10 protein-coding genes are annotated in these 12,364 nt (G+C 68.0%); 5 read left to right on the forward strand and 5 right to left on the reverse strand.

The window, feature by feature from the left end; genetic code table 11:
* Positions 1–217: 217 nt before the first annotated feature.
* Entirely contained in the window at positions 218–1,789 is a 1,572-nt protein-coding gene (locus ASG37_RS14910) for a peptide chain release factor 3 (RefSeq protein WP_055762021.1), read from the forward strand.
* A gap of 65 nt (positions 1,790–1,854) precedes the next feature.
* On the opposite strand, the gene ASG37_RS14915 is transcribed toward ASG37_RS14910, so the two are convergent.
* Positions 1,855–3,081 (reverse strand): spinster family MFS transporter, encoded by a 1,227-nt coding sequence (locus ASG37_RS14915; RefSeq protein ID WP_055762024.1) that lies wholly within the window; start codon positions 3,079–3,081, stop codon positions 1,855–1,857.
* 257 nt (positions 3,082–3,338) lie between these two features.
* A complete protein-coding gene (locus ASG37_RS14920) occupies positions 3,339–5,567 on the reverse strand; it encodes a TonB-dependent receptor (protein ID WP_055762027.1) in 2,229 nt (742 codons plus the stop codon).
* 95 nt (positions 5,568–5,662) lie between these two features.
* On the opposite strand from ASG37_RS14920, the gene ASG37_RS14925 reads away from it, so the two are divergent.
* Positions 5,663–6,289: a TetR/AcrR family transcriptional regulator gene (locus ASG37_RS14925; RefSeq protein ID WP_156349227.1), complete on the forward strand. Its 627-nt coding sequence runs from the start codon at positions 5,663–5,665 to the stop codon at positions 6,287–6,289.
* A gap of 498 nt (positions 6,290–6,787) precedes the next feature.
* Here ASG37_RS14925 and ASG37_RS14930 read toward each other — a convergent pair whose 3' ends face one another.
* Positions 6,788–7,468, reverse strand: a complete 681-nt coding sequence (locus ASG37_RS14930; protein ID WP_235515104.1) for a COQ9 family protein — start codon at positions 7,466–7,468, stop codon at positions 6,788–6,790.
* A gap of 101 nt (positions 7,469–7,569) precedes the next feature.
* Here ASG37_RS14930 and ASG37_RS14935 point away from each other — a divergent pair, with 101 nt between their 5' ends.
* A complete protein-coding gene (locus ASG37_RS14935; RefSeq protein ID WP_055762032.1) occupies positions 7,570–7,824 on the forward strand; it encodes a glutaredoxin domain-containing protein in 255 nt (84 codons plus the stop codon).
* A 617-nt stretch (positions 7,825–8,441) separates the two neighbouring features.
* Positions 8,442–9,632, forward strand: coding sequence for an aromatic amino acid transaminase (locus ASG37_RS14940; RefSeq protein WP_055762034.1), 1,191 nt, complete (start codon positions 8,442–8,444; stop codon positions 9,630–9,632).
* Here the strand turns inward: ASG37_RS14940 and ASG37_RS14945 are convergent.
* On the reverse strand, positions 9,629–10,462 hold the full coding sequence (locus tag ASG37_RS14945; RefSeq protein WP_414888264.1) for a DMT family transporter: 834 nt from the start codon (positions 10,460–10,462) through the stop codon (positions 9,629–9,631). The genes ASG37_RS14940 and ASG37_RS14945 overlap by 4 nt on opposite strands.
* A gap of 127 nt (positions 10,463–10,589) precedes the next feature.
* Here ASG37_RS14945 and ASG37_RS14950 point away from each other — a divergent pair, with 127 nt between their 5' ends.
* Complete coding sequence (locus tag ASG37_RS14950; RefSeq protein WP_055762040.1) at positions 10,590–11,678, forward strand: alkene reductase; 1,089 nt, start codon at positions 10,590–10,592, stop codon at positions 11,676–11,678.
* A 3-nt stretch (positions 11,679–11,681) separates the two neighbouring features.
* Here ASG37_RS14950 and ASG37_RS14955 read toward each other — a convergent pair whose 3' ends face one another.
* Positions 11,682–12,341 (reverse strand): head GIN domain-containing protein, encoded by a 660-nt coding sequence (locus tag ASG37_RS14955; protein ID WP_055762043.1) that lies wholly within the window; start codon positions 12,339–12,341, stop codon positions 11,682–11,684.
* Positions 12,342–12,364 lie beyond the last annotated feature (23 nt).

Raw genomic sequence — 12,364 nt, forward strand, 5'->3', positions numbered from 1 at the left:
CGGAGAGGTGCCGACTGCCGCGATAGCGGCGCTCCATTTCGGGCCGCAGCGAACGAGCGGCTTCGCCGGATCGATGACGACCGACGCATCCGCAACCTCTCCGCGCCTCTGCGCGACAAACCTCCTTCTTACTTCGCGCCTTCGCGCCTTCACGTGAAAACAATACACGAACGTCCCACCCGTTGCGGTTCCCCCGCGCGCGCCGTAGAGCGCGGCCATGACTCAGTTTGCCGATCGCCGCACCTTCGCGATCATTTCGCACCCCGACGCGGGCAAGACCACGCTCACCGAAAAGCTGCTGCTGTTCGGCGGCGCGATCCATCTGGCCGGCGAGGTCAAGGCGCGCGGCGCGGCGCGGCGCGCGCGCTCCGACTGGATGAAGATCGAGCAGCAGCGCGGCATTTCGGTCACGTCGTCGGTGATGACGTTCGAACGGAACGGGCTGACCTTCAACCTGCTCGACACGCCGGGCCATGAGGATTTCAGCGAGGACACGTATCGCACGCTGACCGCCGTCGATTCGGCAGTGATGGTGATCGACGCCGCCAAGGGCATCGAGCCGCAGACGCGCAAGCTGTTCGAGGTCTGTCGCCTGCGCAACGTGCCGATTATCACCTTCGTCAACAAGGTCGATCGCGAAGGGCGCGATCCGTTCGCGCTGCTCGACGAGGTGGCGGAGATGCTGCAACTCGACGTGTGCCCGATGACGTGGCCGGCGGGCATGGGCGGACAGTTCGAGGGGATCTATGACCTCGTCGACAACCGGCTGCTCCAGCCCGAAGCGGGAACCAAGGATTTTCAGGGCAAGGTCGAGCAGTTCGCCGGCCTCGACGATCCCCGCATCGACAGCGTGCTGTCGGCCGAAGGGGCCGAACGGCTGCGCGAGGAAGCCGAGCTGGCGATGGCGGGCTATGCCGCGTTCGACGGCGATTCCTATCGCGCGGGCGACCTGACGCCGGTGTATTTCGGATCGGCGTTGAAGGAATTCGGCGTCGATTCGCTGATCGACGCGATCGCCGCCCACGCCCCGCCGCCAAGGCCGCAGCCGGCCGAGCCCGCCCCCGTCGCGCCGGGCGATGCGCAGGTGACGGGGTTCGTGTTCAAGGTGCAGGCGAACATGGACCCCAACCACCGCGATCGTATCGCGTTCATGCGGCTGTGTTCGGGAACGTTCCGGCGCGGCATGAAGCTGACCCCGACCGGCCACGGCAAGCCGATCGCGATCCATTCGCCGATCCTGTTCTTCGCGCGCGAACGCGAACTGGCCGACGAGGCGTTTCCGGGCGACATCATCGGCATTCCCAACCACGGGACGCTCAGGGTCGGCGACACGCTGTCCGAACGGGCCGATGTGCGCTTCACCGGGCTGCCCAATTTCGCGCCCGAAATCCTGCGGCGCGTCGTGCTGAAGGACCCGACCAAGACCAAACAGTTGCGGAAAGCGCTCGACGACATGGCCGAGGAAGGGGTGACGCAGGTTTTCTATCCCGACATCGGATCGAACTGGATCATCGGCGTGGTCGGGCAGTTGCAGTTGGACGTGCTGCTGTCGCGGCTGGATGCCGAATACAAGGTCGCGGCGGGGCTGGAAATGGCCCCGTTCGAAACCGCGCGCTGGGTGTCGGCGGGCGATCCGGTCGACCTTAAGGCGTTCACCGATCTGCACCGATCGGCGATGGCCAAGGATCGTGACGGCAACCCGGTGTTTCTGGCGAAGAGCGCGTGGGAGGTCGGCTATATCGCCGATCGATATTCCAAGGTGACGTTCGCGGCCACGCGGGAGCGTTGAGGCTCACGCGAGCGGCGGGAAGGCCCGAGGCAGGCTGGTTCACGCCCTTGGGGTGAGCCCGAAACTCAGGCCACCCAGTCGCGCTCCAGCCGCCGGCTGGCGAGCGCCATCAATGCGCCGGCAACGAGATACAGGCACAGCGCCGCCGCGATCGCGTAGCGCAAGGATTCGGTGCCGTAGGTGGGTGCGAGGCTTTTCGACAGTTCGCCGACGACCCAACTTCCCAGCCCCAGCCCGATCAGGTTGTTGACGAGCAGGAAGCACGCCGAGGCGGTCGCGCGCATATGCGCGGGGACGAGGTGCTGCACCGCCGTCAATACTGGCCCCAGCCAGACATAGACCAGCGCCTGCGGCAGCAGGAACAGCGCGAACGCCGCCGCCCATCCGCCCGACAGCACGCCGGCGATGAACAGCGGCGTGCCGAGCACGTAACAGGCGGCGGGCAGCAGCGCGTACCAGCGCTTGTTCCGCGCGCCGAGCCGGTCGCCGAGCGCGCCGCCGAGCAGGATGCCCGCCACCCCGCCGGTCAGCAGCAGCGCGCCGAAGAACTGGCCGGTCTGCACCAGCGACAGGCCGAAGCTGCGCATCATCAGGCTGGGCAGCCAGAACGCCACGCCATAGCCGCACATCGACCCCGCCGCCGCGCCGAACGCCAGCAGCCAGAACCCCGGCTTGGCGGCGAGGATGCCGAACACCCGGCCGACGGGAACGCGGTCGGCGGCCACCGGTCCGCGCGGAACGTCCTTCACCAGCCAGCGGAAGAACGGCGCGATGACGAGCCCGGCGAGCCCCACGGTGAAGAAGGCGGTGCGCCATTCCACCGCCTGCGCGATATAGCCGCCGAGCAGCACGCCGCCCGCCGCGCCCAGCGGAATGCCGAGCGAATAGACGGCGAGCGCGCGGGCGCGGCGTTCGGGCGGAAAGCTATCGGCGATCAGCGCATAGGACGGGGCGACGCCGCCCGCCTCCCCCACCCCGACGCCGAGGCGGAACAGGAACATCTGGGTAAAATTCTGCGCGATGCCGCACAGCGCGGTGAACGCGCTCCATACCGCCAAGCTGATGGTGATGACCCAGCTTCGGCTGGTGCGATCGGCGATCAGCGCCAGGGGAATCGCCAGCGTCGAATAGAGCGCGGCAAAGGCGAGGCCGCCGAGCATCCCCATCTGCGAATCGTCAAGGTCGAGGTCGCGCTGCACCGGCTGGGCGAGGATCGACAAGATCTGCCGGTCGAGGAAGTTGAAGCTGTACACCAGCAGCAGCATGGCGAGGGTGAGACGGGGGTTCTTCATGATGGCCCTCTACAGGCAGTGCCGGGTTTCCGTCATTCCCGGTTGCGCGGGAACGACAGACGTCGTGGTTTTGGCTGGATCGACCTTCGACGAAATGCCGTCCCGACCTGCTCCCCTCCCTGGAAGGGAGGGGTTGGGGGTGGGTCGGCCGGTTGTGGAACGCTTCTGTTTCCTCGTGGGCCGACCCACCCCCGGCCCCTCCCTTGTCAGGGAGGGGAGGCGCCAAGCGCCGCCGTCTGGCTGAATGTCGATCGACCCTAGAACCGCACCTCGAACGTGGCGGTGGCGGTGCGCGGCGGGCCGTAATAGCCGATCACCGAATTGCCGAAGAGCGCGCCGGGGAAATTATAGCCCCCCACCCGATAGCGCTGATCGGTCAGGTTGCGCAGCGCCACGCCAAGACGGTAGCGGCCGCCCTCCGAAATCCAGTTCGCGGCGGCGTTGACCAGCGCATAGCCGTCCTGATCCAGCGCCGGGGTCGGGATTTCGAACAGCGAATAATCGCTGCGCAACGTTACTTCGGGGGTGATCGACAGCGTGCCGCCAGCGACGTCGGTCGAGGCGGTGAACGAGGCGGCGGCGGTGAACTCAGGCGTGTTCTGGAACACGCGGCTGTTGGCGACGTCTACGGGGGTGGTGCCGCCGCCGACGAACGTCAGGAATTCCTTGTAATCGGCGTTGGTGTAACCGAACGACACCTGCGCCGAGAAATGGCGCGACGGGACCATGCGGCCTTCGATCTCGAGGCCGTAGATGTCGGCCTTGCCGGCATTGTCGACGAAGCTGGCGATGCCGCCGGCGACATTGGGAACCTGGATCGTCACCTGCTGGTCGGTGTAGCGCGAATAATAGCCGGCGAGGTTCAGGAACAGCGTGCGGTTCAGGAACGCGCCCTTCATGCCGATTTCGGTGCTGCTGATCTTTTCGGGATCATAGCCGTTCACCGTCGTCGGGGTGAACACCGCGTCGCCGCGCATGTCGAAACCGCCCGATTTGAACCCCTTGCCCCATGACGCATAAAGGTTAAGGTCGGGGCGCGGTTCATAGGCGATCGAGACGCGCGGGGTGAACTGGTCGAAGCTGCGGTTGTTGGTGTAATCGGTGCGGATCAGCCCCGGCACGGCGGCGGCATTGCCGAACCGGGTCGAGCGGATGCCGGTATAGTTGCGGCGGAACACCGTGCCGGTCTTGTCGTCCTTGGTATAGCGCAGGCCGGCGGAAATCCGCAGCTTGTCGGTCAGGTCGTAGCTCAGGTCGCCGAACGCGGCATAGCTCCTGGTCTTGACCTCGCCGGCGGTCAGGGTGGTGAGGTTCAGCCCGCCCAGCACGGTGTCGAACGCGCCCGATGCTTCGGCGTTGAGGTAGAACAGGCCGAATACGCCCTGCAACCGGTCGCCCTGCAGCAACAGTTGCAGCTCCTGCGTGAACTGCCAGTCGTCGTACTCGGCCGGCACGTCGAGCGTGGGGAGCGCGGTATTGTCGAAATCGATGACGGTGTTGGTGGCGCCTTCGCGGTACGCGCTGATCGATTTGAAAGTGAGCGTGTCGGACAGGCCGAACTCGCCGGTCAGCGACAAGCCCTGCGCCACCACCCGGTTGCGATCGCCCACCCCGGCGCGGGTGTCGTAGACGCTGGCGGTCGGCGCATAGCGCGCGTCGGTGCCGTTGCCGAGCAGGCGGGTGCCGTGGCGCGGGTTCGACCGGTCGAGCGTCCGGTCGCCCGCCAGTCGCACGAACACGCTGTCGCTGGGCGTCCATTCGGCCGAGACGCGCGCGGCCAGCACGTCCTTGTCATATTGATCCGCCCCGGTGGTCAGGTTGGTGCCATAGCCGTCGCGCTTGTAGCGCGCGACCGCGCCGCCGATCGCGAGGCTGTCGGTGAGCGGCACCGTGACTTGTCCGACAAGGTCGAACTGGTTGTACGAGCCATAGGAGGCGCGGGCGGTGGCCGCATAGTCGTTGCCCAGCCGCTTCGTCACATATTTGATCGCGCCGCCGATGGTGTTGCGGCCGTAGAGCGTGCCCTGCGGCCCGCGCAGCACCTCGACCCGCTCGACGTCGAAAATGTCGAGTACCGCGCCCTGCGGGCGGGCGACGTACACATCGTCGAGGTACAGCCCGACGCCGGGTTCGAAGCCCCACAGCGGGTCCTGCTGCCCGACGCCGCGGCTGAAGGCGATCAGCGTGGAGTTGGAGCCACGCGCGATCTGGAGCGTCAGGTTCGGCGTCTTGTCCTGCAGCGCGGTGATGTCGACCGCGCCGGTGCGGGTGAGTTGATCGCCGGTCACGACCGACATGGCGATCGGCACGTCGATCACGCTTTCGGCGCGGCGGCGCGCGGTGACGACGATGTCGCCGTCGCCCTGATCCTGCGTGATCGACTGCGCCTCGGCCGGGGGTTCGCGCGGGGTTTCCTGTGCGAGGGCCGGCATGGCCATGGCGCTGCCGAGCAGCATGACGGTGCGGATTGCGAACGTGCGGCGCATCAACCTCTCCCTTTTGGACGCCACCCGTTGGTTCGGGTTGTACGTTGTTGCGAAGCGCTATACTGAAAGTCGAACCGGGTTTCAACTTCAACCGGATGGAGAGGCCGAAAATGGCGAGCGAGGCGCACACGCCCGACAAGACGCCGCGTACCGAGCGCGGGCGGCGCACGCAGCGCGCGATCCTCGACGCGGCAGCGACAGAGTTCGGCGAGAAGGGGTTTCACGACGGGTCGGTCAGCGGCATCACCCGGCGGGCGGGCGTGGCGCTGGGCAGTTTCTACACCTATTTCGATTCGAAGGACGCGGTGTTCCGCGCGCTGGTGGCCGACATGTCGGCGCAGGTGCGCGACCATGTCGCCCCCGCGATCCGCGACGCTGACGGGCAGATCGCGGCCGAGCGCGCCGGGTTGTTCGAGTTCATCCGCTTCGTGCGGGCGCACAAGGAACTGTACCGGATCATCGACGAGGCCGAATTCGTCGACCCGGCCAGCTTCCGCCGCCATTATGCGACGACGGCGGAGCGGATTCTGGCGCGGCTACAGGCGGCGGCACAGCGCGGCGAAGTACGCGCAGACGTGTCCGAGGTCCATGCGTGGGCGATCATGGGAATGAACGTGTTCCTGGGCCTGCGCTACGGGGTATGGGACGAGGATCGCTCCCCAGAAGCGGTGGCGGATGCGGTGGCGACCCTGCTGGCACGGGGGATCGCGTCGGATTCCTGATTCACGCGAAGGCGCGGAAGGCGCGCGCTTGCGGTTGGCGGCAGCGCTTCCCGATGCTGATCGGCTGCGACTGGGCAAAGCCGGCAAGTCGCCCGAACGCCCGTTTGTGGGAACGGCAGCTAACGCTCAGTTTGTCACCAACAGTAGCGGGGTCGAGCAAAGGCTGCGTCAACTTTGGAGTGGCTACTTCTACGGTATTCCTCAGATCGAAGGCACGATCGAGGTCCGGTGCATCAACGGTGCGCGGATGCAGTGGGGCTATGTCACAAGCCATATCCATACGAGAGTGCGGGTCGTTGGAAAGCGGCCGTGCGAACGACTTGTCGACGCGGGCTGAAGAACCCGCGAACATCCGTTTTCGACCAGACCCGGCCATTCCCGAAATTCGATCCCGATAGAGACAGCTTCCGACGCCAAGGGCGTCAACCCGCCCTCGCCCGGAACCCCTCCGCGTCTCCGCGCGAACCAGCCTTCTTCACGCACATCGAACGAAGCGGCCTATACCGCCGGATAGCGCAGGCGACCGATGAAGCGCGACAGGCTGAGGCTGCGTTCGGGGTCGCGCGACGAGAGGAACTGGTGCTTGAGCTTCTCGAAACGCATGATGCCGTCGATCCGCCGGGCGAGGAAGGCGCGGGTGTCGGCATGGCCGCCGCTCTCGTCGTCGAGGAACACGGTGACGGTGGCGGCATAGACCGCGCCAAGCATCGCCCGCTTGGTATAATGGTTGTAATCGGTCGCGGTATCGCCGGCGAGGCGCCAGATCAGGTCCATCGTCCGCCACCCGAGCCGCGCCGCGCGCGCGACGTTCTGCGGCATGGCGAGGATCGCGAGCGCGCGGCGCAACGCCTCGCGCTCGCCCGCCACCGCCGCCAGACGCGCCTCGACCAGCACGGTGATGCGCTGGCGGATCTTCATGGCGGCGAGCGCGTCGGCGGGCACCGCATCGATCATCCGCCGGTCGATCTCGGCGAACCACGCATCGATCATGTCGACCGCGCCGCCAGCGAAGGCGAGGCGCGCGACATCGGGATCGGCCCCGAACGTCTCCGCCGCCGCGCGCACCGCCGCATCGGACCAGCCATCGAACGCCGCATTGGCCGCGACCAGCGGGGCAAGCCCCTCGCGCAGTTCGTCGAGCGTCAGATCGGCGGGGGCCATCGCATCCTCCTTGGTCATGCGCCCTAGCTAGGCGCTCCCCCTGCCCCGCGCCAGCCCTTCGCGCGGACCTTGCGGCGCGATGGGTGCGTTGGGGCGGCTGACCTGAGGGAGTTCATGCCATGACCGAAGCTCGCGACGCCGTCCTGTACCGCATGGTGCTGAGCGATCACACCTGCCCGTTCGGGGTGAAGGCCAAGCAGTTGCTGCAACATGCCGGCTTCGCCGTCGACGACCGCATCCTGCGCACCCGCGACGAGGTGGATGCGTTCAAGGCCGAACACGACGTCGCCACCACGCCGCAGGTGTTCGTCGGCGATGAACGCATCGGGGGCAGCGACGATCTCGAACGCTGGCTGGAGGGTCGGTCGGGCTGATCGGTACGCAACGGCGGCAGGAAGGTTGGTTCACGCGGAGAGACGCAGCCCTCGCTACAATAGCGGTACTCCATTGCGGACGACAATGGACGGGAAGCTCCGCCGGATCGGTGACGGCCGTCCGTCCCGCTTGAACCCCTTCGCGTCTCCGCGCCTTCGCGTGGATCACCCTTCTTTCTGCCGTCGCGTATCGGAAGAAGATGTTTTCACGCGAAAGCGCGGAGACGCGAAGGAGTTGCGGTCGTGGTGAGGCGTTCGCGTAGCCGGTATGGCGCTGCGGACGGCTGCGTCCGGCAGGAAGGTGTTTTCGCGCAGAGGCGCAGAGATGAGACGCTTGCCGCGATAGCGGCGCTCCATCTACCGGCTGCAACGAACAAGAGACTTCGCCGGATCGGTGACGGCCGTCTCGATCGCAACGCCTCTGCGCTCTCTGCGCCTCTGCGCGAAAACATCTTCTGCTTCTTCTCCGCGTCTCCGCGCCTCCGCGTGAACCCACCTTCTGCACCGCGCCTTTCCAACGCCACCCGCTTGTCCTATCGGACGCGCATTCCGACCCGCACGATGCAGCGCCGCACGCGACCGCCGCCGGTGGGTCCCGTTCCAGTCCGGGGATACCCATGCCGTTCCGTTCGCTCGTCGTACAGCCTGCCGATTCACTGCTCCGCCTGATCGGGGCGTATCGTGCCGATCCGCGTGCCCACAAGATCGACCTCGGCGTCGGCGTGTTCCGTGACGATGCCGGCCATACCCCGGTGATGCTGGCGGTGAAGCAGGCCGAGATGCGGCTGATCGCGACGCAGGACAGCAAGGCGTATCTGGGGCCGGAGGGCGACAAGGGGTTCACCGCGCTGCTCGAACCGCTGGTGTTCGGCGATACCCTGCCCGCCGACCGCCGCTGCGGGTTGCAGACGCCGGGCGGCACCGGTGCGCTCCGGCTCGGCGCGGAGCTGCTTGCCAAGGCCGGGGTGCGCCGCATCCTCGTCGGCCAGCCGAGTTGGGCCAATCACGCGCCGGTTTTCGCCGCCGCCGGCCTCACCGTCGTATCCCATGCCGCGTTCGACATGGCGGCGCAGCGGATCGACCTGCCGGCGATGCGCGCCGCGATCGGCCAGGCCGAGGCGGGTGACGCGATCCTGCTGCACGGTTGCTGCCACAACCCGACAGGAATCGATCCCGATGCCGGCGAATGGCGCGCGATCGCCGATGCGGTGGCCGACAGCCGGCTGATCCCGTTCGTCGACCTTGCCTATCAGGGGCTGGGCGACGGCATGGAAGCCGACGCGCTGGGCACGCGGACCGTGCTGGGCGCGGTGTCGTTCGGGATCGTCGCCTATTCGTGCGACAAGAATTTCGGGCTGTACCGCGAGCGCACCGGCGCCCTGTGGGTGAGCGCGCCCGACGCCGATCACCGCGACGTGGTGCTCTCCAACCTGCTGGCGCTGGCGCGCGCCAACTGGTCGATGCCGCCCGATCATGGCGCGGCGACGGTGCGGATCGTGCTGGAGGACGAACATCTGGCGGCCGACTGGCGCGGCGAGCTGGACGGTCTGCGCGGCCGGTTGCAGCGGTTGCGCGCCGAACTGGCGGCGATCGGCCAGGCGGGATCGGTCGATCTCGCCCCGCTCGCGCAGGGCAAGGGCATGTTCGCCACCCTGCCGCTCAGCCCGGGGCAGATCGAATGGCTGCGCGCGACCCACGGCATCTACATGGCCGGATCGGGCCGGATCAACATCGCCGGCTTCGCGCCGGGCGACATCGCGCGCTTCGGCGAGGCGCTGGTCGATCTTGGCCGGGCGGGCGTGAGCTAACCCGCCTTCCGCCGCTGCGTACCCACAATGGCGAGCGCGGTGGCGACCAGCGCCGCGCCAATCGCGTCGGTGGCGGTCAGCCGCTCGCCATAGGCCAGCCAGCCGATCGTCGCCGCCACCAGCGGCTGGACGAGCAGCGCGAGGCCGACGACCAGCGGCGTCAGCGCGCCGAGCGCATAGATCATCAGCCCCTGCCCCGCGATCTGGCTGACCAGCGCGAGCAGCAGCAGCGGGGACCAGGTGCCCGGCCAGATCGGTTCGCCGAGCAATAGCGCGAAGCCGAGCAGCGGCAGGACGCCGGCGATGCTGGAGAGCGCCAGCGCGGGGAGTGGCGCGACGCTGCGCCGCACCCCGGCCATGACGATGAAATAGACCGCGTAGAGCACGCCGGCGAGCAGACAGAACAGATCGCCCGCCAGATGCCGCGACGACAGCTCGGCCGAGCGCCCGATCAACAGGCCGCCGCCCACCGCCGCGAGCAGCAGCGCCGCGCCCTGCACCCGCGTCGGCCATTGGCGCATGGCGAGGAAGCCGTAGAGCGGGAAGATCAGCACCGCGCAATTGCCGAACAGCGTGGCGTTGGCGAGCGTGGTGCGGCGAATGCCGATGTGCCAGCTTCCCAGATCGACCGCAAAGGCGAGGCCGGCGATCAGGATCGGCAGCCACAGCGACCCCGCACGGGTCATCGCGCGCGGATTGGCCCATGCGGCGGCGACCAGCAGCACCGGCAACGCGAGCAGGATGCGCCAGAAGGCGGCGGCGACCGGCCCGGTATCGGCAAGGCGCACGAACCACGGCCCGAATGCCAGCGCCACATTGGCGACGATCACCGCCAGCACCGCGCGACGCGGAACGCTTGGGGGGAGCGAAGCTTTTGTTTCAGGGGATACCGGCTGCATGCCGCCCCCTACCCCCCTATCTTTCGCACGTCGCCCATAATTGATGCAGAGAGCCGCCATGCCGAGTTTGTTCGATTCCATTGCCTTCGGAGACATCGAAGCCCCCAACCGCATCCTGATGGCGCCGCTGACCCGCGGCCGGTCGAGCCGCGAACATGTGCCGAGCGCAATCATGGCGGACTATTATGCGCAGCGCGCCTCGGCCGGGCTGCTGATTTCGGAAGGCACCGGCATCAGCCGCGAGGGGCTGGGCTGGCCCTATGCGCCGGGGCTGTGGACCGACGAGCAGGTCGAGGCGTGGAAGTCGGTCACCGCCGCGGTCCATGCCGCCGGCGGGCGGATCGTGACCCAGCTCTGGCATATGGGTCGGGTCGTACATCCTGATTTCCTGGACGGGGCGGCGCCGTTGTCGGCATCGGCCACCACCGCGCCGGGACAGGCGCATACCTATGACGGCAAGAAGCCCTATGCGCAGGCGCGCGCCGCAACGCTCGACGACATCGCGCGGGTGCTCGATGATTACAGCCGGGCGGCGCGCAACGCGAAGGCGGCCGGTTTCGACGGGGTGCAGTTGCATGCCGCCAATGGCTATCTGATCGACCAGTTCCTGCGCGACGGTGCCAACCAGCGCGACGATGATTACGGTGGCAGCGCGGAGAACCGCATTCGCCTGCTGGGCGAGGTCGTCGACCGGCTGATCGCCGAAGTGGGTGCCGGGCGGACGGCGGTGCGCTTCTCGCCCAACGGCGATACGCAGGGCGTGATCGACAGCGATCCGGCGAGCGTGTTCGTGCCCGCCGCGAAGCTGCTGAACGACAAGGGCATCGCCTTCCTCGAACTGCGCGAGCCGGGGCCGGACGGCACCTTCGGCAGCACCACCCAGCCGCGCGTGTCGCCGGCGATCCGCAAGGTGTTCGCCGGCCCGCTGGTGCTGAACCAGGATTATGACGGCAGCAACGCGCAGGCCGAACTGGATGCCGGTATCGCCGATGCGATCGCGTTCGGCCGGCCGTATCTCGCCAACCCCGACCTGCCCGAACGGCTGCGGCAGGGCGCGCCGCTCAACAAGGACGATATGGCGACGTGGTATTCGCGCGGGGCCGAGGGCTACACCGATTATCCAACGCTCGAAACGGCGGCGGCGTAACTTCTACCCACAGCGGATGGTGGCGGTGCCGCGCGTGCGACAGCGTGGGGTGCCGCCAACCGTGACGCTGCCCGATCCCGAGGCGGTGATGTCGGCGGTGTAGCGGGCGCGGTAGCGGCCGTCGCCGGTGCCGCTCATCTGGACCAGCAGGTCGCCGACGTCGAGTGCGTCGGCGGCGATGCTGCCCGCGCCGTTGACCATGATCCGCGCCCGGCCGCTGCGCCCGGCGAGGACCGCCCTGCCCGCGCCGAGCAGCGTCAGCGTCAGTTGCTCGGAGTCGACCTCGCCCACCTCGATCGTGCCGTCGCCGGTCAGCGCCAGATCGACCCGGCTGGCCCGCGCGCGATCGAGCCGGACGGTGCCGCCGCCGCGCAGGCTGATCGCGGCGACGCGCGGGGTGGTGACGATGATCGCCGGGGCGGCGGTGGCGGGCCGGCCGCGATCGTCGCGCAGCGGCTGGACGATCAGCGTATTGCCCTCGACGCGCAATTGCACCTGTTCGAGCGCCTTGGGATCACCGGCGGCACGCGCCGAGGCTCCGCTGCCGGTGGTGATGGTGACGGCATAGGGTCCGTCGACCCGCACCCGGTCGAAGCCGGTCAGCATCCATTGCCGTTCGGACGCAGGCTGGAGCAGGAGGACGGCGAGCAGGGTGGCGAGCATGGACGCAGCATCGCGCCGCGCCC

Source organism: Sphingomonas sp. Leaf407, from assembly GCF_001425385.1.
Taxonomy (GTDB): Bacteria; Pseudomonadota; Alphaproteobacteria; order Sphingomonadales; family Sphingomonadaceae; genus Sphingomonas.